Annotated in this window: 28 protein-coding genes, 3 pseudogenes and 1 riboswitch; of the genes and pseudogenes, 15 read left to right on the top strand and 16 right to left on the bottom strand. The window is 42.6% G+C overall.

What is annotated here, in order from left to right; all coding sequences use genetic code 11:
- Positions 1 to 8 precede the first annotated feature (8 nt).
- From CKY02_RS02540 to CKY02_RS02495, 10 genes are read right to left on the bottom strand one after another with little or no spacing between them, the layout of a single operon-like run.
- A complete protein-coding gene (locus tag CKY02_RS02540; RefSeq protein ID WP_112878631.1) occupies positions 9 to 794 on the bottom strand; it encodes a cobalt-precorrin-6A reductase in 786 nt (261 codons plus the stop codon).
- Entirely contained in the window at positions 791 to 1,516 is a 726-nt protein-coding gene (locus tag CKY02_RS02535) for a precorrin-3B C(17)-methyltransferase (RefSeq protein ID WP_112894108.1), read from the bottom strand. Before CKY02_RS02535 ends, CKY02_RS02540 begins: the two co-directional genes overlap by 4 nt.
- Positions 1,510 to 2,571, bottom strand: coding sequence for a cobalt-precorrin 5A hydrolase (cbiG, locus tag CKY02_RS02530; RefSeq protein ID WP_112894107.1), 1,062 nt, complete (start codon positions 2,569 to 2,571; stop codon positions 1,510 to 1,512). Before cbiG ends, CKY02_RS02535 begins: the two co-directional genes overlap by 7 nt.
- A complete protein-coding gene (locus CKY02_RS02525; protein ID WP_112894106.1) occupies positions 2,552 to 3,325 on the bottom strand; it encodes a cobalt-precorrin-4 methyltransferase in 774 nt (257 codons plus the stop codon). The genes cbiG and CKY02_RS02525 overlap by 20 nt, the downstream gene beginning before the upstream one ends.
- On the bottom strand, positions 3,318 to 3,887 hold the full coding sequence (locus tag CKY02_RS02520) for a decarboxylating cobalt-precorrin-6B (C(15))-methyltransferase (protein ID WP_112894105.1): 570 nt from the start codon (positions 3,885 to 3,887) through the stop codon (positions 3,318 to 3,320). The genes CKY02_RS02525 and CKY02_RS02520 overlap by 8 nt, the downstream gene beginning before the upstream one ends.
- The gene (locus CKY02_RS02515) at positions 3,877 to 4,479 is read right to left on the bottom strand and encodes a cobalt-precorrin-7 (C(5))-methyltransferase (protein ID WP_112894104.1); all 603 of its coding nucleotides are present in this window, start codon (positions 4,477 to 4,479) and stop codon (positions 3,877 to 3,879) included. The genes CKY02_RS02520 and CKY02_RS02515 overlap by 11 nt, the downstream gene beginning before the upstream one ends.
- On the bottom strand, positions 4,476 to 5,612 hold the full coding sequence (gene cbiD, locus CKY02_RS02510; RefSeq protein WP_112894103.1) for a cobalt-precorrin-5B (C(1))-methyltransferase CbiD: 1,137 nt from the start codon (positions 5,610 to 5,612) through the stop codon (positions 4,476 to 4,478). The genes CKY02_RS02515 and cbiD overlap by 4 nt, the downstream gene beginning before the upstream one ends.
- The gene (locus CKY02_RS02505; RefSeq protein ID WP_112894102.1) at positions 5,609 to 6,241 is read right to left on the bottom strand and encodes a cobalt-precorrin-8 methylmutase; all 633 of its coding nucleotides are present in this window, start codon (positions 6,239 to 6,241) and stop codon (positions 5,609 to 5,611) included. Before CKY02_RS02505 ends, cbiD begins: the two co-directional genes overlap by 4 nt.
- Positions 6,242 to 6,255: 14 nt before the next feature.
- Positions 6,256 to 7,215: an adenosylcobinamide-phosphate synthase CbiB gene (cbiB, locus tag CKY02_RS02500; RefSeq protein WP_112894101.1), complete on the bottom strand. Its 960-nt coding sequence runs from the start codon at positions 7,213 to 7,215 to the stop codon at positions 6,256 to 6,258.
- On the bottom strand, positions 7,212 to 8,594 hold the full coding sequence (locus CKY02_RS02495; protein WP_112894100.1) for a cobyrinic acid a,c-diamide synthase CobB: 1,383 nt from the start codon (positions 8,592 to 8,594) through the stop codon (positions 7,212 to 7,214). The genes cbiB and CKY02_RS02495 overlap by 4 nt, the downstream gene beginning before the upstream one ends.
- 14 nt (positions 8,595 to 8,608) lie before the next feature.
- On the opposite strand from CKY02_RS02495, the gene CKY02_RS26160 reads away from it, so the two are divergent.
- From CKY02_RS26160 to CKY02_RS02485, 3 genes are all read left to right on the top strand, one after another.
- On the top strand, positions 8,609 to 8,731 hold the full coding sequence (locus tag CKY02_RS26160) for a hypothetical protein (protein ID WP_255562387.1): 123 nt from the start codon (positions 8,609 to 8,611) through the stop codon (positions 8,729 to 8,731).
- Positions 8,696 to 8,881, bottom strand: a riboswitch (cobalamin riboswitch). Its footprint overlaps the gene before it by 36 nt.
- 461 nt (positions 8,882 to 9,342) lie before the next feature.
- Positions 9,343 to 9,939: a molecular chaperone TorD family protein gene (locus tag CKY02_RS02490; protein ID WP_112894099.1), complete on the top strand. Its 597-nt coding sequence runs from the start codon at positions 9,343 to 9,345 to the stop codon at positions 9,937 to 9,939.
- A 421-nt stretch (positions 9,940 to 10,360) separates the two neighbouring features.
- A complete protein-coding gene (locus CKY02_RS02485) occupies positions 10,361 to 11,875 on the top strand; it encodes a trypsin-like serine peptidase (protein WP_112894098.1) in 1,515 nt (504 codons plus the stop codon).
- 431 nt (positions 11,876 to 12,306) lie between these two features.
- On the opposite strand, the gene CKY02_RS23455 is transcribed toward CKY02_RS02485, so the two are convergent.
- Positions 12,307 to 12,486 (bottom strand): hypothetical protein, encoded by a 180-nt coding sequence (locus CKY02_RS23455; RefSeq protein WP_146747382.1) that lies wholly within the window; start codon positions 12,484 to 12,486, stop codon positions 12,307 to 12,309.
- A gap of 211 nt (positions 12,487 to 12,697) precedes the next feature.
- Here CKY02_RS23455 and CKY02_RS02480 point away from each other — a divergent pair, with 211 nt between their 5' ends.
- Complete coding sequence (locus CKY02_RS02480) at positions 12,698 to 12,976, top strand: type II toxin-antitoxin system RelE/ParE family toxin (RefSeq protein WP_011147220.1); 279 nt, start codon at positions 12,698 to 12,700, stop codon at positions 12,974 to 12,976.
- Complete coding sequence (locus CKY02_RS02475; RefSeq protein WP_011147221.1) at positions 12,976 to 13,266, top strand: HigA family addiction module antitoxin; 291 nt, start codon at positions 12,976 to 12,978, stop codon at positions 13,264 to 13,266. The genes CKY02_RS02480 and CKY02_RS02475 overlap by 1 nt, the downstream gene beginning before the upstream one ends.
- Positions 13,267 to 13,351: 85 nt before the next feature.
- On the opposite strand, the pseudogene CKY02_RS25440 reads toward CKY02_RS02475, so the two are convergent.
- A pseudogene (locus tag CKY02_RS25440) lies at positions 13,352 to 13,608 on the bottom strand (IS4 family transposase); the annotation flags it as partial.
- Positions 13,609 to 13,681: 73 nt separating this feature from the next.
- Here CKY02_RS25440 and CKY02_RS02465 point away from each other — a divergent pair.
- The 5 genes from CKY02_RS02465 to CKY02_RS02450 all read left to right on the top strand — a co-directional run bounded on the left by CKY02_RS02465 (position 13,682) and on the right by CKY02_RS02450 (position 16,891).
- The gene (locus CKY02_RS02465; RefSeq protein ID WP_112894097.1) at positions 13,682 to 13,981 is read left to right on the top strand and encodes a hemolysin XhlA; all 300 of its coding nucleotides are present in this window, start codon (positions 13,682 to 13,684) and stop codon (positions 13,979 to 13,981) included.
- Positions 13,982 to 14,456: 475 nt separating this feature from the next.
- A complete protein-coding gene (locus CKY02_RS26155; protein WP_274382133.1) occupies positions 14,457 to 14,585 on the top strand; it encodes a hypothetical protein in 129 nt (42 codons plus the stop codon).
- Between the two features lie 52 nt (positions 14,586 to 14,637).
- Positions 14,638 to 14,988: a hypothetical protein gene (locus tag CKY02_RS02460; protein WP_238399026.1), complete on the top strand. Its 351-nt coding sequence runs from the start codon at positions 14,638 to 14,640 to the stop codon at positions 14,986 to 14,988.
- Positions 14,989 to 15,437: 449 nt separating this feature from the next.
- Positions 15,438 to 16,265, top strand: coding sequence for a phage tail protein (locus CKY02_RS02455; protein WP_240001979.1), 828 nt, complete (start codon positions 15,438 to 15,440; stop codon positions 16,263 to 16,265).
- Positions 16,265 to 16,891 (top strand): tail fiber assembly protein, encoded by a 627-nt coding sequence (locus tag CKY02_RS02450; RefSeq protein WP_112894096.1) that lies wholly within the window; start codon positions 16,265 to 16,267, stop codon positions 16,889 to 16,891. The genes CKY02_RS02455 and CKY02_RS02450 overlap by 1 nt, the downstream gene beginning before the upstream one ends.
- A gap of 184 nt (positions 16,892 to 17,075) precedes the next feature.
- On the opposite strand, the gene CKY02_RS02445 is transcribed toward CKY02_RS02450, so the two are convergent.
- Positions 17,076 to 17,702, bottom strand: coding sequence for a tail fiber assembly protein (locus CKY02_RS02445; protein ID WP_112894095.1), 627 nt, complete (start codon positions 17,700 to 17,702; stop codon positions 17,076 to 17,078).
- Complete coding sequence (locus tag CKY02_RS25435) at positions 17,702 to 18,748, bottom strand: tail fiber protein (protein ID WP_240001978.1); 1,047 nt, start codon at positions 18,746 to 18,748, stop codon at positions 17,702 to 17,704. The genes CKY02_RS02445 and CKY02_RS25435 overlap by 1 nt, the downstream gene beginning before the upstream one ends.
- Positions 18,749 to 19,056: 308 nt before the next feature.
- On the opposite strand from CKY02_RS25435, the pseudogene CKY02_RS02435 reads away from it, so the two are divergent.
- Positions 19,057 to 19,211 (top strand): annotated as a pseudogene (locus CKY02_RS02435) (type II toxin-antitoxin system HicA family toxin).
- Between the two features lie 24 nt (positions 19,212 to 19,235).
- Positions 19,236 to 19,625: pseudogene (locus CKY02_RS02430) on the top strand (type II toxin-antitoxin system HicB family antitoxin).
- 90 nt (positions 19,626 to 19,715) lie between these two features.
- Here the strand turns inward: CKY02_RS02430 and CKY02_RS02425 are convergent.
- The gene (locus CKY02_RS02425) at positions 19,716 to 20,459 is read right to left on the bottom strand and encodes a glycosyltransferase family 25 protein (RefSeq protein ID WP_112894093.1); all 744 of its coding nucleotides are present in this window, start codon (positions 20,457 to 20,459) and stop codon (positions 19,716 to 19,718) included.
- 605 nt (positions 20,460 to 21,064) lie between these two features.
- Here CKY02_RS02425 and CKY02_RS02420 point away from each other — a divergent pair.
- Entirely contained in the window at positions 21,065 to 22,042 is a 978-nt protein-coding gene (locus tag CKY02_RS02420; protein ID WP_112894092.1) for a glycosyltransferase family 2 protein, read from the top strand.
- Positions 22,043 to 22,301: 259 nt separating this feature from the next.
- The gene (locus tag CKY02_RS24240) at positions 22,302 to 22,460 is read left to right on the top strand and encodes a hypothetical protein (protein WP_158536537.1); all 159 of its coding nucleotides are present in this window, start codon (positions 22,302 to 22,304) and stop codon (positions 22,458 to 22,460) included.
- A 32-nt stretch (positions 22,461 to 22,492) separates the two neighbouring features.
- Here CKY02_RS24240 and CKY02_RS23450 read toward each other — a convergent pair whose 3' ends face one another.
- On the bottom strand, positions 22,493 to 22,699 hold the full coding sequence (locus CKY02_RS23450) for a hypothetical protein (RefSeq protein WP_146747380.1): 207 nt from the start codon (positions 22,697 to 22,699) through the stop codon (positions 22,493 to 22,495).
- A 628-nt stretch (positions 22,700 to 23,327) separates the two neighbouring features.
- On the opposite strand from CKY02_RS23450, the gene CKY02_RS02410 reads away from it, so the two are divergent.
- Positions 23,328 to 24,413 (top strand): glycosyltransferase, encoded by a 1,086-nt coding sequence (locus CKY02_RS02410; RefSeq protein ID WP_112894091.1) that lies wholly within the window; start codon positions 23,328 to 23,330, stop codon positions 24,411 to 24,413.
- The last annotated feature ends 89 nt before the right edge of the window (positions 24,414 to 24,502 follow it).

Raw genomic sequence — 24,502 nt, 5'->3', positions numbered from 1 at the left:
TGCCCTCATTATTCCTGCCAATTGGCGAGGTGTTGGACAAACTCATCCAGCGAACTAATCTGCTCTCCGTCATCTCCCTGTAAAGTCTGTGTAGGACGGCACACCACAATACAGGGAATATTGAGTGCCAGACAGGGAGCCACTTTCTGTTGATATCCCCCCTCGGCCCCAGACTCTTTTGTGATCACCACATCAGGGTGACAAAATTCATACACTGCATGATTGAATTCAGCCGTAAATGGCCCACGCAACGCGATAATATGATCGACCCCCAATCCTAACGCTTCGCACTGAATCAATACCTCGGCGGTCGGCAATACCCGCACCAACAACGTTTTTCCCGGTAGTAAACGCTGATACAACTCCAATTGCTTACTGCCGGTGGTGAGCAAGATCCGTTGCCCTAGTGTCCGGGCAACGTCGCAAGCCGCCTCGATACTATTTACTTTGTGCAACAGTGGATGGCTCAGTAAGTCAATCTCACTGGGACGCTGATAACGAGTAAGCCGCAGTGACAAACGACGACAAGCTGTGAGCACGTTTTGGCTTAGTGCATCTGCATAAGGATGAGAAGCATCAATCACCCAACGTACCTTATGCTGATCAAAATAATCCACCATAGCCTCGGCATCCATTCGCCCCACAACTACCTCTCCCTGAATATCACCCGCCAGTTGTTTCCCTGCATCAGTAGCAACAGAGAGACGATAACGTGCTCCTGCTGCGTCTAGTGCCTGACAGAGCAACCGGGCATCGCTGGTACCGCCGAAAACATGGATAGCCGGATGGCTCATAATTCATACCCCCGTGGCGTGATCATCAATCCATCACGGCAATAGGTCGTTTGATTGCCAACGATTACCAGACTGGTCATATCCACCGGGGAGAAATCCATTTCGCCAAACGTGGTAATCCATTTATCCTGTTTTTTACGTCCCGCCGCTTTTACTACGCCAACCGGTGTTTGCGCCGCTTTCCACGGCCGCATAAGTTCAAACGCTTTGGCAAGATGCCCTTCCCGGCCACGGCTACGTGGGTTATAAAAACAAATAACAAAATCGGCTTGTGCGGCGGCAATAATACGTTTCTCAATCATCGGCCACGGCGTTAGCAGATCACTTAAACTGATATGACAAAAATCGTGCATCAACGGTGCGCCCAACAACGACGCCGCGGCAATACTGGCGGTGATCCCGGCGACCAACTTAACTTCAAGATCACACTGTTGCTGGCAAACCAATTCCAGCACTAAACCCGCCATGCCATAGATTCCCGCATCACCGCTGCTGATCAAAGCGACTTTACGGCCGGACAATGCCAGATCGATCGCTTTCTGGCAGCGCTCAATCTCCTTGCACATACCGGTCTTAATCACTTCTTTATCCATCGTTAGATGTTTAACTAAATGGGTGTAGGTTTTATAGCCGACAATAATTTCCGCTTCTTGGATCGCCTCAATGGCCTCCTGTGTCATCATGGATTCATTGCCTGGCCCAATACCGATTACTGTTAACATGATTGTGATACCCCCAAAGTGATAGTGACGCCCTGCTGACGCAAGGTCCGACCAACCAATTTTCCTTCGCTCATCAACCAAGCGACAGGCTGCGAAACACTGCCAACCCCTACCGTCTGGCGGACAAAATCGGAAGCAGGAAAACGTTGTTCATGAAGACTTAACTCATTAACACTGAACAACTCAAACGGTACACGCCAACGCTGTGCAAGCTGATTTAGCGCCGGTTCATCCTTTTTAATCACAACACTGCCAATGGCACGTAACGCCATCAGATCGAAATGGTTTTCCGCCATCTGCTGCTGCAATAGCTCAATCACTGTTTGCAATGGCGTATCCCGGCGACAACCGATCCCGGCCACAACACGCTTCGGCACCAGTTTGTAAACCGGTGGAGACAATTCCGGCAATGAATCTCGCAATGTGATACACACCAGCGCATCCAGCGTTGGTAATGTATCCAGACACGCTACCGGGACAAAACCCCGGGTATCACACCGCTCGCGTTCACTAAATAGTGGCTCATCCCACCACAGCCCTACTTTCTGACCACTGACCAGCATTTGATTTATCACCTTCACCACGTGGCGAAAATCCTGCATATCGGCATCTAATTGAGTGGCAAGGGTGTCCAGTGCCGCCATCCCGTTAACATCCGTGGCGGTTGTAATCACTGGGTCAGCGCCTAACAACTCCGCCAAATGGTGAGTCAATGCATTAGCGCCACCCACATGACCGGATAACAGGCTAATAACATGCTGACCACCTTCATCAATCACCACCACGGCGGGATCATGCATTTTGTCGTTTATGAGTGGCGCAAGCATACGTACCGTGATGCCAAGCGCGGCCACCACCACCAACGCCGAATAGTGTTTAAATGCCGTGCGCAACGTATCGCCAAAGCTGCCATTAAAAGGCGTAAACCCCGGCTCCAACAACTTTTCGCTGGTAAAACAGGTCAGAGGAAGATGAGTTTTCAACCGACGTACCAGTCTGACCCCTCCCGGCGTCAGACAGAACACCGCAATCGACTCATGCCCGGCGATATTCATGGCTAAACCCCGCATCATAAAGCTTGGAATAGTGGTACTCCTCTCCCAAAAAAGCACCGACCAGAATCAAAGCGGTTTTACGAATACCCGCCGCCTGTACTTTTTCAGCGATATCCGCCAACGTCCCGCGCACAGTTAGGCTTTCATTCCAGGTCGCTTTGTATACCACCGCGACCGGCGTCGTTGCCGGATAGCCGCCGGCTTGAAGACGCGCGGCCACATGTCTCATTTTCTGTACAGAAAGATAAATCGCCATTGACGTTTGATGAGCAGCGAAGGATTCCAATTGTTCGAGCGGCGGCACCGGTGTGCGCCCTTCAATTCGAGTAATAATCAAGCTTTGCGCCACTTCCGGTACGGTGTACTCCACCCCTAATTGCGCTGCCGCTCCAAGAAAAGCACTGACACCCGGTATCGAGACAAAACTAATGCCCGCATCGGTCAAAGCTTCCCCTTGTTCGCGTATGGAACCGTACAACGAGAGATCGCCGGTTTGCAGTCGCACTACCAGTTTACCCGCACGTACACCATCGACCATCAGTGCAACAATCTGTTCCAACGTCAGACCGGCGCTGTCATGACACTCAGCCTCCGGCGGGCAATAATCCAACAGTTCGGTATTAATCAGCGAACCGGCATAAATCACCACCTGTGCCTGTTGCAGCAAACGGTAGCCTTTTAAGGTGATCAACTCCTTATCACCCGGTCCGGCCCCGACAAACCACACTTTTCGAGGATCAAAATATTCAGACATCGATCTTCTCCTTGTAACAGGATATTAGATAAGTCGGATTATTCGGTTTGAAATAGTGACCATTACCAAGGGACGCCAGAGTAGATGCTTGTAGCTGTATGCACTCCAAGTTACTGATCTGACAGGTCCGCAAATGTTCCAGTGCATCATTTAGGTTATTCAACAAAATGAAAGTCAGTACCAAACGGCCACCGGGGTACATGTGATCCAGTGCCCAATCGATCAAAGCGGTCAATTGCCCACCGCTGCCGCCAATAAATACGGCATCCGCCATCACATCCAATGCTAACGGAGCCTCTCCTGCAATAATCTCCACATTATGACAACCTAGTCGTTGACGATTCTCCTCAATCAAGGCCAGTGCCGCCGGGTTGCGTTCAATGGCAGTAACGGTCAGCGCCGGGAAGCGTAACGCCGCCTCCAATGCCACACTGCCCGTACCCGCCCCCACATCAATCAATCGGCTAGCATCATTCAGTTCCAGCCGCTCCAGCGCCAATGCACGCACGGGTTCTTTGGTCATCGGCACTTTCTGTCCGCGTAAAAATTCATCATCTCTCATTTAGGATCACCACCACATTCATGTCATAGTCAGTCGCCACCGCTTCCGGCCGCAGACGGTGAATACGCTCATTAGGCAAAGAGAGGTTTTCACCAATAATCAATGTACGGCTCAGACCACGCTCAATAATGGCCTGCGCAATTGCCCGCGGGCCGACGCGCCCATCAGTTACCATGCCTACTTTGTCGTGTTGCAGAAGCCAGCCAAAATCCGGGGTACGCCCGTGACTGCTGGTCAGATAGATATCGTTCATATCCAGTGCAGCTTTGGCACACAGATACTGAATTGAACTGATACCCGGAATGATGCGCAGATCATCTGCGGTAAAATATTCAGACAATAATTTACCAATGCCATATAACAGCGGGTCACCAGACGCTAATACCACAATCCGGCGTGTACTGTTGTTCTGTAGCCAAGCAAGCAAACCAGCAAGATCAGCATCCACTACGCGGGTTTCATGGGTGACGCCGCTAAATATCTCCAGGTGACGTCTACCACCGACCAATACCTCCGCCTCAGTGATATAGTACTGTGCCTGCGGTATCAGATACGCAGTATCGCCGGGACCAATTCCCACTACGGTGATCATCGCATTGCCTCCAAAATGTCATTTAATGGGCGACTGGTGCCAAGTATTTGATTATCAAAGGAGAACATGATGGCATCACAGCGCGGCGGGTTAACCGCAAAACGCAACATTTCACTCATTCGTTCACAAATGCGTTCGGCAATACGGTCATAAACCGCTTGCAAGCCGTGTTCCGCGATCAGTTCCATTGCCGCTTCCGTGGTATCGCAACGACTCACCTCTAACAGCAGTTCCTGCGACGCCCCCATCAGTGCCAGATAAGCAATCAACGTTTCCATGCGGCCATCAGCAATATGACTGTGGGTATGGAAAATTCCTGCGGCCACTTTCACCAGCTTGCCGGGGTGTCCCACCAACATGATATGGCGGAACCCAAGCCGCACCGCTTCCTGCAACATGTAACCCACGAAGTTACTCATGGTTACCACTAGCTGACCATCAAGCCCCAATTGTTCACGCACAAAACGTTCACCATGATTGCCCGGCACCAGAATGACTTTTTCAGCACCCGCCGAACGTTTCATTTCCAGTTCTATCGCCAACGAACGTTTCCAACTCTCTTCCGACATTGGCGTGACGATGCCGGTAGTACCAATGATGGAAATGCCGCCCAGTATCCCCAATCGCCCGTTGTAAGTTTTCTTTGCCCGCTCTTCACCTTCCGGCGCGAAAATTTCCACCTCCGCGCCCCGCAAAGGACCGATAGCCTCCCGTACCGCTGCCTCAATGGTCTGACGCGGTGTACGATTAATGGCCGAGCTGCCTACCGGCAATCCCACACCTTTGCGGGTAACCGTACCCACGCCTTCCCCGCCCCGCAGATGGATCTCACCGTGATCGCACAAGGTGACACGAGCAAAAATCAACATGCCATGAGTGGCATCCACATCGTCGCCACCGTCTTTACGAATAGCGGCAGTCGCCTGCTGTCCTTCAATCAGCGGCTGTTCAACATTAAGGCGTAATGTCACACCAGAAGGGGTAACAATAGAAACGTGATCGATAACTTGCTGACGCAGCACCATTAATGCGGCAACCTTGGCGGCAGCGGTAGCACAGGAACCCGTGGTATAACCTTTGCGATACTGCTTACCGTTATGCCAGATGCTGTCTAGTTGCATGGTGTCACTCATTGTGCCTCCTGCAATCGGTACAGAATGGCATTGATAATCGCCGCCGCAATATTACTTCCCCCTTTACGACCTGCGGCGGCGATACAAGGCAGTTCACTTTGCATCAAAGCGGCTTTCGATTCCGCCGCACCGACAAAACCGACAGGCACCCCAACCACCGCCAATGGTGAAGCCTTCCTTTCCAGCAAACGGAACAGGGCGGTTGGAGCGTTACCGAACACGAAGATTTTGTCCCCTTCTTCCGCCAGTGCGACATCTACCGCAGCCATAGAACGTGTGATACCCTGCGCTTTCGCCATCGCGACCACACGCGGATCACTGATATAGCAGCGGCATTCACACCCCATCTGATGTAACAGTGCTTTGTTGATACCGGACTGAGCCATCGTCGTATCGGTATACAAAGTGCATCCCCGACGCAATGCTTCTGTAATGCGGGCCAGCACACCCGGCGAGAACCATAAAATATCCAACCAGTCAAAATCTGCGGTGGTGTGGATCACCCGTTTAATCACCGCTTCTTGCATCTCATCAACAAAACGGTAATCGGGGCGCTCACTAGCAATAATATCGCCAATGATTGCGAAGCTATTCTGTTCAATTTGCTGAGGTTTCTGGAGGTAGTTCATATTGTTGCCCTTTTTTAAGCCATGCCGACCAACAGTAAGCGCAACAGCGCAAACAACAGTAAGGCCAGTTGCGAAGCTATCATCATCAAATGGATGCTGAGCGGGATATCCGTCAGCGCGATTTTACGGCGTTCATCACCCATCCAGGGTTTATCTACTTGTTCACCAAAATAACAATTCTGGCCGCCAAGGCGGATACCCAACGCTCCCGCCACCGTCGCTTCCGGCCAGCCACAGTTAGGGCTGCTATGCTGATAGCGATCACGCCAGCCAATACGTAGTGCCTGACGAAAATCAAGCCGAATGAAGCAGGCAGACGCACTCAACAACAGCCAACTCAACCGCGCCGGTAACCAGTTTGCTAAATCATCCATACGCGCAGAAACATACCCAATCGCGCGGTATTCCGGCGTTTTGTATCCCACCATTGAGTCAAGGGTGTTAACCGCTTTATAAGCCATTGCCAATGGCGCACCACCAATCATTAGAAAAAACAGTGGAGCAATAACCCCATCAACGCTGTTTTCCGCCACCGTCTCCACCACCGCGCGGGTGATTTGCGGTGCATCCAGTTGGGAAGTATCGCGCCCGACAATCCGTGACAACTGCTGACGACTCTCATCCAATGAGCCTTGTTGTAATACCTCATGTACCTCTAGCGCGGCGTCACTCAGACAACGGCCAGCCAACAGGGTATAAATCATCCACACTTCAACCAGCCAGCCGACCCAAGGATGAATAAGGTTCATCAGCCACAGACACCCCCAACTCACCAACCAAGTCAGCCCCACAACCACTATCCATAGCCCTGCTCCACCAACTTTCAATGCACGTTCACTGTGACAACAGCGCCGGACCGCCCGCTGTACCAGAGAGATCAGCTTACCAATCCAACGCACCGGATGAGGCCAATGCGGCGGATCACCTAACCAGCTATCGAGCAAGAAAGCAGCAAACCAGGCAGCAAGTGTCACAACAGCCTCCTTGCAGACCTCAACCAGCGATCAAGCAGACTAGGGCGCTGAGCAAAATGGATATGAAGATAACTAGCCAGTGTCTGCTGTACCTGATAGCCTCCGGCCCATTGCTGTATTGCCATCCCGTCACGCCATTTAGTACAGTCAAAGACTGAGGGCACTGAGCTGATAAAATCAGAATAATGAAACTCGTGGCCCCGCAAAATCTCACCTTCCGCGGCCAGCAAAGTGTCAAAACGGGCCTGTGCCTGACAGTAACCAAAGCGCATCAACCTCGTACCCATATGGCTTTCCCCCGGCAGAATATCGGCCATCTGGTGGCTCGTCCCCTCGCCATCGGTCAACGATTTACCAAGGTACATCAGGCCACCGCATTCAGCATAAATGGGAACTTGACGACAATGCGCATCCTGTAAAGCTTCCCGCATGGCACTATTGGCGGCCAACTTAGCGGCATGGATTTCCGGGTAGCCCCCACCGAGATAAATCATCTGACAATCGGGTAAACGGCGATCATGCAGTGGACTAAAACGGTGAATACGTACCCCCACCTGTTCCAACATCTCCAGATTATCAGGGTAATAAAAATTAAAGGCTTCATCATCCGCCAACGCTAACGTCAAACCATCAGCCAGTGCGGGATCAGGCAATAATGGTGCCTCACCCTCGGGTAACGTAGGACAGTCACAAAGCGCCAACAGACGATCAAGATTGATATGCGCCTCTACCTGCTGAGCCAGCCGCTGCCAGCGAGCATCATTATCAGCCTGCTCTTGGGCAGGAATCAGGCCAAGATGACGAGACGGTAACGACACATCCTTCATCACAGGCAAACGCCCTAATACCGGCACACCACAATAATGCTCAATCGCATGACGAATAAGTTCGAAATGATTTTCAGAATTGACGCGGTTAACAATGACACCCGCAATCGTTAGAGAGGGATCAAAACGGCAAAAACCCAGAACAGTTGCGGCAACAGAAGTAGATACAGCCTTACCGTCCACCAACAAAATCACCGGGCATCCCAACTGCTTAGCCATTGCAGCGCTACTGCAATAGTTTGGGTTGGTACCATAACCATCGTACAACCCCATCACACCTTCAATGACCGCGACATCAGCATGACGCATATGCTGATTGTAAAGACCATTAAGCGTCGCTGTTGGCAGCATAAATGCATCAAGATTACGAGATGCTACGCCACACACAGAGCTGTGCCAGCCGCTGTCCAGATAATCCGGCCCCACTTTAAACGGCTGGACAGTCAACCCTCTCAACATCAATGCCCGCAAAATGCCAAGGGTAACAGTAGTCTTACCACAGCCACTACCCGTACCCGCGATAACAAATGCCTTCCTACCTGACCATTGCATAGAAAATTCCCGATATGTCGATCGGAAAAGGAGCGCCAATAAGACGTGCCAACACCGCGCACACCACTTGGATGACAACTCGCTTCCCACCGAAGGAGTTAATGTCTCGTGCCTGTCAGGTCGGTCTTCTGGCTTAGCGTCACCCTTCCCCGCAACCTTCCCAGTCTTTCCGACCAGTGGCATCAGCGGAGTTGTCAGCATCACAGCAGCGGGGGCTGCGGAGGATTTTCACCTCCTTCCCAACCACACCATTAAGGTGCGGTATTAACCTAACGGCGGTTTATACCCGTCATCTTTCAAGTTGCCTCTTTGTTGGCTGCACTCACTCACCCCAGTCACATAGTTACCTATGCTCCCGGGGATTCGCTCCCTTGCCGCCGCGACGCATCTTGAAATCCATAGGGTTTATTTATTTTTAACGTGGTCTACTTTTCAAGTTATTAAATTATTAGATAACTAATGATATATATTTATTTTCACCATAATAACCTTATTAAATCCATTGAATTAAAATGCAGATTAAATATATATTTCCCATACCAACAAAGCGGCTAATTTTATTATTTTCGGTGATGAACTTATGCGTTTCATAACAAAAATCACCATCAATCTGGTGATAAAGATAGTAACAACACCGCAACAGATTAATCGTTGATCATAATCAACTATCTATTCATATCGTATAAGCTTATGATGTGTTTATGCTGCTTACACCATCGGTATAACCAAATCATAATGAGAACTTTCCATGTTATTAGATACTACTGTACCTCGCATTATTGGCGCCTGTTTTTATTACTCACCGAAATCAGAACAAGTCCGCCCGCTAATTCCATTGCTTATCGATATTGATAAATTATTTCCCTGGTCAAATAACCGCACAATAGAAAATCTGACGAAAAAGCTCGCTAGCTTCTCAGTCGAATCTCTACAATATGACTACTCCATCTTGTTCGAAGGGCAAGGTGTTATGCCAGCCCCACCTTGGGGATCGGTTTATCTGGACCGAGAAAACTCGTTATCAGGTGAAAGCACGCTGGCTTATCGGGAATTTCTGACAAAACAGAATATCGTCATGTCCAGTAAACAACGGGAACCCGAAGATCAATTCGGTCTGATGCTGCTGGCCTTAGTTTATATTTTAGAACAAGGGCATAAACCTGCTGCACGTACATTGTTAGAACAGCACTTACTACCTTGGGCTTACCGTTATCTGGAATTGATGCAGACAACCAAACTAGAAAATGATTTTTATCCCATTTTAGCCACTATTGCTATTGACTATTTAAAAACACTGCAAACTGAATTAAAACTCATTCCGGCAAGACTAGAATTATTTTACTAACACTTTTATTATTCCACAACAAATGCTCTGGGTGATAAATTTAGTAACAACTCATAAATATATATTCTCCCGGAGTTCAACTCTCATTTAATCAACTCATCCTTTATAACAACGAATTTATACCAGAAAAACCTTTATAGTCAGTTCTCGTTCCATTGAACGTTATAGCTCTATTGCAGTATATAAAACTATTTAGCTGATTTTTATGTTATTTATTATTGGCTATGGATAACAGGCACCCAATAGAATGATCTTATGCGCTAAAAAAACTGTCTATTAATTCATAAATTAGTAAACATTAAATACTCATATAGAGGGTTTATTAAAGCTCTAAAAACCCTTAGCGATAATTTTTTCTTCATTGAATGTCTGTTTCCATTACATGGAAAGATTAAAAATGTAAACAACATGAGGTAAAAACATGAGAAAAATCTTTTTAGCTACACTTATTACAGGGATTGTGTCAACAAGTTATTTCGCACACGCACTTCCCGAAAATAACAGCGAGCATATTGCTAATCTACAAGACAATACCAGTAACGAAGCTCCACTATTAAAATCTACCGATCCGGACGCTGAACGATTTAAGCATGTGGGAAAACTGAGTGGTCGTGGCCTATGTACCGCGACACTTATTGCCGGTTCAGAAACCCCTGATGCCAATCAACAAGCACTTATTCTTTCTGCTGGTCATTGTTTTGATTCTTCATTAGATACGAATGAAGTAATAATTGATCAACCTGTAGGCCCAGGTTGGACATACACGCCAAACTACTTCATTGACTTAATTAACGAACACCAATCTGTTGATATTGATAGGGTTTTATACGCGACAATGAAAGGCGGTGACCTTGCGGTTTTCAGACTTAAAGCAACTTATGGTGAGTTGGCAAATCGCGGAATACTGCCGGTGACTTTACAAAAAGATTATGAACCATCGGTAAATCAGCCGATTGAACTTGCCCATATTCCGGCCAATGGCATAGCGGGTGATAAACGCTATCTACGCTATTCGGCTTGCTCCATTACTGGAAAAACCCCTCTTGTGTATGAAGGTATATGGGCTTGGTCTCCGGTCGTTTCTGTTGATTGCGCCGGTGTTTCGGGAGGAACTTCTGGTTCACCGGTTATATTGAAAGATAAACCCCAGATAATTGGCGTATTAAATACCACCGTCGATCAAAATTACACGGGTTGCGGTCTTAATCGGCCTTGTGAGTTGGTTAAGGATAAAGGTTTTTCACGTGAAGGTGACAGTTATTACATTCCTGTTGATAAAATTGCACGTGCATTTACCCCTGATGGAAAACTGGATTTAAGTAAATTTGATGATGGAAAAGGGATCACTATTAACGCTGGCGGCCCACTAATTACCAAGAGCACAGTTAACAACAAACCTGCCACCTGGAATTTACATCTTGAGGAGCGGGGTTTTAATAATATTCGCTATAAAGGAGGACTTGCGAGTAATACTGATTGTTCAGATCCTAAAGGATACAGCAAACCTATTCCAGTTACGACACAACCGCTGGATAAACTTACCGTTCCTTCCAAAGAAGGAGTTTACGCAATGTGTGTCATTGGGCAACATTCTGCAAATAAACGCTGGCAGAGTACATCTAACGCATCAATAAAATTACGTGAAATTGATAACACCCTTCCGGGAATAAGACCGGATTCAACATTACTTTTTGAAACAGATGATAGTTGGGTTATCGACCTCAGATTTAGACCTTGGGAAGTTGTTGATATACGTTATAAAGCAGGCCCAAGAAAATCGACAAAATGCGATGATTATAAAAATTACTCTACTTATAGAAGAGTACCGATTACGATTAAAAAGAAAGACTCTCCAATACGCTTTTGTATGTATGGCTTAGATCAAGCAGGCAACATAGGTGCTATATTTTTTGAGGACTTTGGCGAACAAAAATAAATTTTTAAAATGGGCCTGCATTTGCACTGAGAAATCCCCACAAACTCAGCGCTAATAAATCAAAGCCCTATTTCGATAGATTTTGGCGAAATGGTTTAATACATTGTCGAGAGCTATCACTAGTAAAATTAGCGGAGAATGTCGTAAGATATTCTCCACCATACCGCTGACAAACCTCGTTGAAAATAACGGGGTTTGTTTCTTTTATTATGAATCATAATGCCATCCATTTTCCTCATTAACCCGATGTAATCCTCCACCAAGGCGTTATTTTCGCTTATCCTGCAATAAAATGCTCGCTCTCCTGAGATAAAAACAACACAACATTGCGACCAGCAAGGCTATCTTCTTAATATTTTGGGCTATCGATAGCAGGACAGCCATTATTGTGGCAATACAATGGGGCAACTCATTCGCGGATAAATTCGAAATCAATAGCGGCATCGACTTGACGGACTATACCCGTTATCTTTCAAGTTGCCTCTTTGTTGGCTGCACTCCCTCACCCCGGTCACATCGTTATCTATGCTCCCGGGGATTCGCTCCCTTGCCGCCGCGATGCATCTCGAAATCCATAGGGTATAAATGATTTTTAGGAACCAGCTCGTCAAGCGAGAGTGTTTCTGGCGGGAAAGTCTGGAGAGTGGGTGTTCTTAACAAGATGGCAAGCCCCGTTTAGTGAACGGCACTGAATTAAAACAGAGTACCGGATAAAAAAACAGCACTTTGTCAATAATCTGATATTATTTCATCAAAAAAATGTTGTTGCGCAATGATCGACACGTGTTATGCTGTCTCTCGTAACGCAACAGGACTCAAACAATGATTAAAAGTTGGAAGCATAAAGGGTTACGAAAGTATTATGAGAAGGGAACCACGGCGGGAATTGTTGCACACCACGCTAACAGGCTAGACCTACTGTTAAACGCATTAGATTTAGCAAGCGGCCTGAATGATTTAAGTTTACCGAGTTTTCAACTTCACCCACTTACAGGAGATCGAAAGAGTATTTGGGCGGTAAGCGTATCGGGTAACTGGAGGTTAACTTTCGAATTTAACGATGGTGATGTTTATATACTGAACTACGAGGACTATCATTAATGACTAAACGTATGCCACCCCATCCGGGGCGCTATATCTCTGACGAGATAGAGCACTTAAATATTAGTCTTAGAGCGCTTGCTCGTGCACTGGATGTCTCACCGTCAACTATTGGGCGTGTTGTTGAAGGTAGCGCGGCAGTAACGCCAGGAATGGCCGTTCGTTTAGCCAACGTGATCGGCAGTACGCCGGAAATGTGGCTGAGACTCCAGGAAGCGTATAGCCTGGCACAAGTTAAACAGGAAATAGATTTAACTCGTCTCACTCCCCTGTTTACGCCAATACCTTAACATGGCGGCAAGCTCCGTCTGGTGAACGGAGCTGAATTAAAACAGAGCGCCGGATAAAAAAACCAGCACTTTGTCAATAATCTGACGGAGAATGTCGTAAGACATTCTCCGTAATATCAAATAAGAAATAACTCGTCTCGATTTAAGGCTATTTGCCTGATATCTCAAGTTAAGGCCCTTTATTTTCAGCATTGTATACTATTAACCAAAGGATTATCGTACTCAGCGTGGCTAATAAACTCAGGATGAGTAAGCGCCCTTCTAAGTGACTATAAAATCCAAAACCAAAAGCGCCACTTTTTCACCATGAAAGTTCTGCTCTATCTGCATTCGGTGACTGTAATGATGATAGATACATCACAAGTTCTTGAGTGGGTAAAACAGAAATACCCTGCTATCATGGGGAAAGATAGCAATGAATAAACGAGATAACGTGGTTCCAATAAGAAGTGATTTGCCATTTAAAACAGGCGGCAATAGTGGTGACGGAGGCAGCAACGATATGCTTGAAATCAGAGTAAAAAAACTTGAAGATGATCTGAACCTCATCAAGACTGATCTCGCAATTATGAAAGCTAATTATGCAACAAAGGAAGATATTGCATCTGTGAGAATTGAGGTTCACCAATCTATTGCAACTCAAACCAAATGGATTGCCGCCACAATGTTAGGAATAACTGGTCTGGCAATTGGTATTGCAAAGCTCGTCTTCTAAAGACATATATCACCTGTTACCCACCCGGTTAGAGGGGTTTTTCTTCTCCTTCTTCCATCAATATCCATAATTTCATTAAAAATCAAATAAGTAAAACAAAATCACACAAAGAAATTGTACTATTAGCACTTTGCAATATTGTACTAATAGTTTAGTTTACTACTATCACATCAAAGGCACACAGTGAACAGGCAACCCGTATGCGGTTGGTTCACTGTCCCTATCGGGCTAATATCTTCCTATGCTGCGTATAAATACAAGAACCCAATAATTAAAATTATATGTACGTTAATAGCATTAGTATTTTTAATTCCTGTAATTGCCGCTTTATTAGGTTCGATGGGATTAGTTGAATTTTAAATAATGACGAAGTTAAAAACCGACCTCGCAAATACGCTGAGGGGAATCCCCACAAACTCAGCATTAATAAATCAAAACCTTATTTCGATAGATTTTGGCGAGATGATTTAATACATTGTCGAGTGCTACCCTATGGATTTCAAGATGCATCGCGACGGCAAGGGAGCGAATCCCCGGGAGCATAGATAACGATGTGACCGGGGTGAGCGAGTGCATTATCAGCCACATATGCACTACAAATTAAAAACTCATCAGCGACAAAGAGTATTACTCTTATTACACAATCATCTAATTGCATGTACGATAGTGGAGATGAAAAAATACGCTTAGAGGCAGGTAAAACCTATCTGGGAAATTTACAGGATAATAATAACTGGATAGATGGATGTACAAATGAAACCAAAACTGTCGATTGGAGTGTTAGTTATATTAATGTTGCCAATACAGACACAGAAAATTGTACACTAACATTTCGGCATGGTCGTGGTCATGCAAATTCAGATGGATCTGGCCCTGAATGGTATGCATTGATTAAAGGGTGTCCTGATATAGTTGAAAATGCTATCTGCGGAGGCCAGATTTGTTATAACAGCCAGGCTTTTTGGGTAAGAAATCGAAGTGTAAATATAGAGCTTTCCGTTAAATAAATTTGGATGTGTTAGTTGAAACTTTATCTAAAATTGGGAGTGACCTGCTTTGATATGGTCACCAAACCCCATACAAGATTACAGGTAACTCTCAGTTTATTTCGTTGTAACAAATCTCCAGAATCAGAATACGCAAAGCAGAAAAAGATAGTGACTGATACAGATCATAGCCAATATGTTTCCACTATGATTGGGAAAGGCACGCATTTTGCCAATATCTGTGCTCTACCTTGACCATTTTTAGGTTATTTTATGAACAATAACTGTTCACAATTAAACCATTTGCAATTCTGTTTCCCATAATCGCCATTTTGGTCATTTATTAATACACAGATATACCCAGTTTTTACCCTTTCAATCCCCATTTAATGCCCCAGCACACTGCTTCAACACGATTTATTGTTAATTTATGAATTCTATAAAACCTTGGTTTGACGGAAACAGTGAGTTTGGCGAAAAGTGCGGTGCCGAGCAGTCGGAAAATTAACGGCAAGGCGTTGAGTGGGGATGTCAGTTTGAATGCCGGGGATGTGGGGGCAGTCTCAGCGACGGGTGGAAATTATCAAGGAACATTTAATTTTTCAGAAATTGCAACAATTGCAAAAGAAAGAAACTCTGTTCAACTTATATCAACAAATGCAGGCGCACCCGCCGGAACACTTTGTTCGTATATGAAAGCTAACTGGTATGGCAATGAGATTGCAGTTGGTGCTGTCCGGGGTGGAACAGTAGATCTGATCGGTGCGGGCATTGATATTAACTCGAAGCGAGCATTAACAATTTATAAAAACGGGATTGTAGTACCCGCAGATTACGGCAATTTTGATGCGCGTTATGACAACATTCCCGTGGGTGTTCCGCTGCCGTATCCGCATAGATATACACCCGTCGGTTATCTCACATGCAACGGACAATCCTTTGACAAATCGCTATATCCAAAATTAGCAGAAGCTTATCCCAATGGCAGAGTACCTGATTTAAGAGGCGAGTTTATTCGAGGCTGGGATGATAGCCGGGGAGTTGATCCGGGACGGGTGTGCGGAACGTGGCAGCCCGACGCAATGCAAGGTCACACTCACAGAGCGTGGCCGAATGCGACAGCTGCGAGCGCAACAGATAGCCCGTCACAGCATGGAGGGCCAGAATACACAGGTCGTATTACTCAAACACATGTTGTCAGTTCACCCGTATCGGACGGAGTGAACGGAGAACCGCGCACAGCAAACGAAACCCGTCCCCGAAACATCGCATTTAACTACATAGTGAGAGCAGCATAATGACAGAACAAAAATACTCTTTAGAACATGAAACAGCCGTATTGGGTGAAGACGGATTAGCAATTCAAGCAGGCTGGATAAAAGTTTATCACTCGAGTCAAATCACGAGAGAATTCACAAACTCTGATATTGAATATGTCATGTTGGGTGTCAGTTTATCAGTGGGTGCTTATCCTGATGCGCCTAAACTTCCCGATTCTGATGACAAAGCGGTCTGTCGTAGTGTAGATGGTAAGTGTTGGCAAATCGTGCCTGATTATCGCGGAAAAATCGTTTATGACACGTTAACACGAGAGCCGATTGAGATAACTGAAATCGGTGAGTTACCGGAAACTATGACATTCAAGAAACCCGACACCGATTATGACACATGGAACGGTAAAGAGTGGATAGTTGATAAAGACCTTCTTAAAGCCCATCAAATCAACGAAGCAAAGCAACAGCAAGCAGCACTATTACAACAAGCAAATGAAACAATCTCCTTGCTACAAGACTCTGTGGACTTGGAAGTCGCTAACGACTCAGAGAAAGAAGCTCTATTGGAGTGGAGAAAATACAGAGTATTGCTTACTCGTGTAGATGTGAATCAAGCGCCTGAAGTAAAATGGCCAGAAGTGCCGAAATAAAAGTGTTGACATATGTTTTTAAATGCGTTTAGCAATAACTTATTACTGTACAAGTAGCTTAGAAATGCTGATTTTTGAAGAGCATGTATACTGCCGAACAGGTAGAAAATTTTATCAATTCAAATGACATGTGAGATTTCTGACTTCGATTGTCATTGGGCTGCATAAGCAGCCCTTATTGTTGTCATTCTGGTATCTCAGGCCACTTAATATCAGGGGCCAATGAAGTGTCAACACGGTTCAGCAATACCAGATATTTTTTCCATTCAAGTAACAGTGTCTGTTCCTCTTCCGAAGCTAATCCAGTATCAACGGCATATTGGAGCAACGTAATGGTTTCATTAGATTGTGTACACAGTGTGTCGCGTAATTGCTTTGCCTGCTCAATCTCACTGTCCTTTATTGCTGCTTTGTCAGTCACCCACTTTGAGCCATCCCATCGATCAAAATGAGTAGCCGGTTGTTCGAATGTCAGGGTTTCGGGTAGTTCACCCAGCTCAGTAATTTCTTGCGGTGAGCGAGTTTGTGTGTTGTAAGCTGTTTTTCCACGGTAATCGGGGACAATTTCCCAGTGATTTCCGTCTGCTGTGCGCCTGACAGCCAGAGAATCGGATTCAGGAAGTGTCGGAGCATCTGTATAGGAACTGGCCGGTATTCCTATTCCTTCCATCAGGTATTCTGGTGTTGCGCCGATAAATTCCCTTGAATGAGGCGCTGCATGGTAGATTGTCAACCAGCCCGCTTTTTCTGCTAATCCATCTTTACCTAATATTGCTGTTTCTGGTTCTAAAGAATATTTTTGTTCAGTCATTATGCTGCCCTTACTATGTAGTTAAATGCAATATTGCGGGGGCGGGTTTCATTGCCACCGGTTTTATTAGTTGGGTCGAGACCCCTTGCGTTACCATTACCCCGACCAACATGACTACCCCATGAGCCTGCATCATCTCCATTCAAAGTATGGCTATGGGATTTAAACTCGTCAGCTTGCCATGACAAAACCCCTCGGCCACTATCTACACCGCGCCCATCATCCCAACCACGGATAAATTCACCGCGTAAATCAGGAAGCGCACCTGATGGATAAGCCATAGCTAATTGTGGATATAGCGATTTATTAAATGATTGGCCGTTACACGTAAGATAACCTGATGGAGGATTTGGTAGAGGCCAAGGGATGGGCGAGCCGACAGGAATTCCATCATTCTTTCTGCTAAAATTATTGTTTATATAACTATGTAAGTCACCGCCCCATATTGATCCCGTAGTGTTCCCATCGTAATAGTGTATTGCATCACCAATATGAATTGTCCCTTTTGTGAAAATATCGCCATTACGCGTATTAAAAAAAATTCGTGTCTTCTGATCTATTGTTGCTCTCAACCCGATACCAAACCACGATATAAGTTCAACATTATTCCCATCAAAACTAGCCGCATCTTTTGTACCTGCTTGCATACCGCCGCTACCGGCAATAAATGATTGAGCAATAAATTGTGTGGTATTTACTTTCCCGTCCGGTGATACGGTTAACACACGCTTCGCATTAATATCTACAGCATATCCCAAGGTATCTACGCTACCACCACGCACAATACCCGTTTTAATATAATTGTCGTACCAGGCATAACTTGTAAATGCAACCATCGTACTTGTCGGTTTCCCTCCAGATTCAGAAACTAACATCGTTGCGTTACGTTCGTTTGGAATCGTCTCGACTTGTTTAAATCTAAAATACTCTGGATAATTTCCACCATTGGTCGATATTGCCCCCACATCTCCGGCATTCAAACTGACATCCCCACTCAACGCCTTGCCGTTAATTTTCCGACTGCTCGGCACCGCACTTTTCGCCAAACTCACTGTTTCCGTCAAACCAAGGCTTTCTGTAGTTCATTAACTGACGGCAATCTTTGTCAAAGCAGCTTTTAAAGGCATTCAATGGGACTCAATATGGTAAAAATTGGGCAGATCTGAGTGCCAATAAATAACCAAAATAATGATTGAGAAAGAAATATATTAACTATGATGGAATTACGAACAATAATTGAGTGGAAAACATACAGGAAATTAGCATCACTTTGCGTTTTAACGCAAGTTCATTTGAGATAAATAAATTTACTTTGTGTGTATGCGTGCATATGCTTATGTCAGGTTGGGAGGATATGAAATCAACCAACCTGATAAAAGAGCTGATTGCTGTTGGACGCGAACTTAGAAGGAGTTACCAATAACCGGAAAGACATTTCCAGTTACGCATCCCAAAAAAGATCTGCCTATCGGTATTGTCAAATCTATAAAGAAAATGGCGAGAGTTTAATCCCCGACGACTTTGGAGGTCATCATGTTTTTTTCAGTAGGTGTTGAGTTATCGAAAAATGAAAATACAGCGTATGGTTTGGTCATTCCTGCGCTATGTGCCGAAGATTATGGCTGTTTTTCTGCCGCTAATAATAAAGAAGACATTGCGATAATGGCGCGTGAGGCTATCTTGTTAACAGTAGAAGATATGGTTGCGAATAATAGAACAGTTGAACATATTCAGGATGCTGGCTATCTGGTTTATGCAAAAAACGCAGAATATCAATACATTGATAGTTGGTTTGTTATTGATGTTGATTTATCTGAATTTTCCGGAAAGCAGTAGCGTATTAATATCTCACTGCCTGATACACTCATTCAGTACATTGATAATCGTATCAAAGAAAGTCCGGCACAATACGATATTAAATAACAAAGTAACTTTAAAAGATAAGCTAAATAAAAATACTATTCTGTAAGTCATAGTTATACATATCTTAATTGTGGCCGTAATCATAAAAAATTATGGCCTGACTTTTTTAACCCACGAACGAACAAATACACGCCAAAACATCAAACGCAAAGCTGTTAAAAATTTGCGTTTTCTTTTTTGTATATCTAGCTCGTTTACTGTTGAGTGACCTTCATTTCCTATAGATGAGTTGCGGGAATGTTCTGTGAAATTTATAACGGAAGGCACAACAGCTTTAAGTTTGATTACATTATTTTCTCTAAGCAATTTCCACTCGTCTGCTACTAGCCATACAGGACGTAAAAAATCAAGTAAGCGTTTTGCAGCAGATTTGTTTACAACATAACCATGAGTTAAAGCCGCATCGATAACACTAACTAAATGGTAATCTTTGATGAGTGGTTTTTTGAAAGTGTCTATGTACTCATTAACTTTACTTAATAAAAAAATATTTGGTTTATGGAGATTCTTATTGTCTATAGTTATTAAAAAATCCAATATTTCCCTAATATCTCTGCCTATTTCAGCATCATCTTCCATAATCAAAGCGAGTTGTATATTTTCTTTAACCATTTTTTCGTAAATTTTTAAATGGCTCAAAGAACAACCTAGCTCACCCAAAGTCATTGAACTTTTATGAAAATCTGGACAAAATAATTTAATTTCATCTTGTGATAATTCTCGGCCATTCACAGCCTCAATGAACTCAACATCAAGCTCTAATTTTTCAGATTGATGCTGTATGGATTTTTTTCGTTCTATATCTTTCTTTAGGTTAACGATAAATATTTTCATATATTTTTATTCTAGATGATTTTTTCAGTAATGAATATCAACATTATAATTACATTGTGCAATCGATTTTACATGGTGAAAAATAAGTCTACAGTGTAATTCTCATTAGTAAAAAATATACTAATTTTTTTATACAGAAAATATTGCTGCTCTATAAACCTGAATTCGGATAGCTATTGTTAATCTTACAGTAATTACTAGCCTATAGGGAGCTATATTCCTAAATTGTACTAAAACTAATATCTGAGCCGATATAACAGCAAAAATGCAGCTTAAAAGCCATAAAAAGATGATGGAAGTGTGATGATACAGCACTGATCTATCAGTGAAGGAGTAATAATGTTGCTAGATAGAGAACATTTTTCACAGTAAATCTTTACTTTGGTAATGAATTGATACAATTAATGAGGAAAAGAGGTATAATACCCTATATCAATCATATTGATAATCAATTAAATACCTTTAAATTTGACAATTAGGAGCAAGAATACTGATGTTAGTTCAATTCACACATGTATTTATATCAGAATATATATTCAATATTAAAAGCTCTTCATTGAATAAATCCAGAAAATTCCTGTAGATAACTGGAGGATTGTACTATTATGAACAACGATATATTAGTTTCAATTATCATCCCGGCCTTTAATGTCGAAGATATTATAGAAAATTCTATTAATAGTGTTCTTAATCAGACATATAAAAACACTGAGATCATCATTGTCAACGATGGATCAACTGATGGCACAATGGATGTTCTTAACCGGTTGTCTGAACAATACTTCAATATTGAGGTATTTTCTCAAGAAAACAGAGGGATTTCCGCAGCAAGAAACGTTGGCTTAAGTAAAGCCAAAGGGGATTATGTCACTTTCCTAGATAGTGATGACTCTTTTGAGCCTTCGTTTATTGAATCGGTGTTGCGAAAAAATAGTGAGACAAAGAGTGATATTACTTTTTGTTTGTTCAAGAATGTTTATATAGGCAAAGAGATTTGTTCTAAAGATTATCGAGATTTAAATAATCTGGCATTCAATTTTTTGAATTTTGATTATTTTGGTATTTGTTGCATGTTAATTAAACGTGATTTTTTGCTAGGAAATAAAATTTGGTTTGATGAAAACCTAATTGTAGGAGAAGATATTTCATTTATTTTGTTATGTATCTGTAAAGCAAAATTTTCTTACATCCCAGAATATCTTTATAACTATATTTACCGAAATGACTCCATCATGAATAAGAAGTGGGATGTAAAGAATTATATAGATGAAATCCAAGCTTGGGACACGATTTATCAAGATATGGACACGCAATACCATAACGAAGATCGTGAAATCTTTATGAAGAAAGTTAAATCAAAAGCTTTAAGCCTAAAAGGCCAGCTAATGTGGAAAATGCTAGCATCCAAAAGATTTGATGAGCTTTCTTCTTTTTTATCCGATTTTTCTTATCAAAGACAAGATGCTGAATTTATTCGGAAGAGAAATAAGTTTTTATTTAGGCTAAAAATAATTAATTCTAAAAATAAAATAATTTGGTTGTTGGCTAATTTATTACTGACTAAAAGGAAAGATAAAATTTAATTTTTATATAATCATGACAACAATCTAAATGGCCTGTAAAAACAGGCCATTTTAGACTGTTAATAAGCTTTATATTTTTACATTAACAATTTTTCATAGTATGAAATTCATTTAGAAATTTTATCTTTTTTTACTGGTCAATTGTTTGTATTTTTTAATGTACTTTATTTTGGCGAGAAAATTGCTGAGATATAGCAATTGACGGCTTATCTTAGAAAATGCACAATTTAAATTACAGGCTAGATAATTCATTGGCTTGATGGAAACGGTGGAGTTGGAGAAAAATGCGGTATCAGCTAATGGTGGGAATTATCCAGGAGCATTTAATTTTTCAAAAATCACAACAATTGCAAAAGAGCGCAATTCTGTTCAACTTGTATCATGTGCGGAACAAATCTTTTTATTTTTACAGAGTTAATATTTTGCCAATTAGTTTTTGAAGTTTTTTCATCAATTTAGGTTCGAAAGCCCACTACGATTACGAAGTGTAGAGAATTCAAAGCTCTTGATCAAAGTTGGTTCATTTAACTCACACTCTCTAGTATTATTAAGCCGTGTTGATGTTTCATTAGTACCAAACATTAACTGACCTGAAAAACTATCCCCGTCATCTTTCAAGTTGCCTCTTTGTTGGCTGCACTCACTCACCCCGGTCACATAGTTCTCTATGCTCCCGGGGATTCGCTCCCTTGCCGCCGCGATGCATCTTGAAATCCATAGGGTATATATTCACATGTCAATCGATAACCAAAACGACGATTTAAAGAGAAAGACATTAACCATTCAGGAATTACCAGCAAGTTCTGAGTGATAAATCAGCGAATTTACACGGTTTATTTTCGTAAATCATACAACTTTTTATCTTTTCAGTTCTTGGGATGATAAGCAGATATTACAACTGATGCTTTGATATTCCACTCTCCTTTGTGAGTTATATATTAGTGTTATAGCTAATGCCTTCTAGTAACTCACAAGATAACTGGTGATAATAACAAGCTAGTAATATATTTTTTTAAATAAATTCATATACATTTCCCTATACCAGAAAATCATAGTTATATTTTTATACCATGTTAATTCTCTTTCGCTTTAAGTATTCAGGTTTTAAAAAATTCTTGAATATTCTGATTCACATTATGAAAAGCATGTAGTATGGTGCTAGTGAATAGCTTGAATTTTGGTTCTTTTTTTCATAATACAAGCTACCTTTTACCGTTACATGAATATGTTATTGATATAGAGATATGAAATTCATAAAAACCCATATAAGAAGGTTAGATTAATTATGAAAGCTAAAAAAATCATTATCGTAGGCTATGACATGCCTGGTTTTGGAGGAAGGGAAACTGTATGCAAAAAATTAGTAGCTTTATTATCAGAAGATTGCCCAGCGTCAGACGTCAGTTTCTTCTTTATCAATGATATCCGCCAAGAATCTGTTGAAATAAATGATGATTGGTTAAATGGAATGTCATTTCATCGCATCCGTTCTAAGATATATAACACAAAAGCTCGCAGAGTACACTTTGCCTTTTTATTCTCTAAATTTATGAGAAGAGAAAATCCGGATATCATTATTGCGATAGATCCACTAAGTTGTTACATAACAAGTCTGGCAAAAAAATTAATCTTTTCTAAAACTCCTCTATTTTCATGGGTTTATTCTTCTCTTGATCAATTGTATAAAAATATTTATGCAACAAAAGCCGATTATCACCTTTCTATTAGTTCAGGTATAACTCAACAATTTATTGATAGAGGTGTTAATCCAGATAAAATTTTTACTATCTTCAATCCTGTTTCTCAGAAAAGCGAAACAATCCCTCAACCAAACGGGAATATAACTAAATTTCTATATGTAGGCAGATTAGCCGACGGTCATAAGAACATTAGTGGTATGTTTAAGGCATTATCGCAGGTTCATGGTAATTGGGAATTAAATATTGTTGGCAGTGGTTGTGATGAGAAAATATTACGCAGTGTAGCGGATAATCTAAATATAACCAGTAATATAGTATGGCACGGGTGGCATAAAGAACCGTGGTATTATATTATGAATGAAATTAAAGAAATTACAGCACTGTTATTAACTTCAGATTTTGAGGGGTTTCCTATGGTATTAGGAGAAGCTAATGCTCAAGGTATATATTGTATAAGCTCTGACTGCAAAACTGGCCCTGCTGATATCATAAAGAATGAAATTAATGGTGAACTATATCCTGTTGATAAACCATCTGAATTAATAAATAAATTGCAAGATATAGTTAGCGGAAAAAAACTATCTGACAGTAATACAATAAAAATGGCAATTTCCAATTTATATGATTCAAATTATTTAAAAAGAGTAAAATCAGCACTTAATATTTTATGATATGCACTAAATAACACAAGAGAGATTATAATACAAAATCCACATTAAGGAGTATTCTAACTCTGTCTATCAGATAGTAAATAACCTTT

Origin of the sequence: Photorhabdus bodei (genome assembly GCF_003287735.1) — a bacterium.
GTDB classification, from domain to species: Bacteria; Pseudomonadota; Gammaproteobacteria; order Enterobacterales; family Enterobacteriaceae; genus Photorhabdus; species Photorhabdus kayaii.
This window is presented reverse-complemented; position numbering and strand designations above follow the sequence as displayed.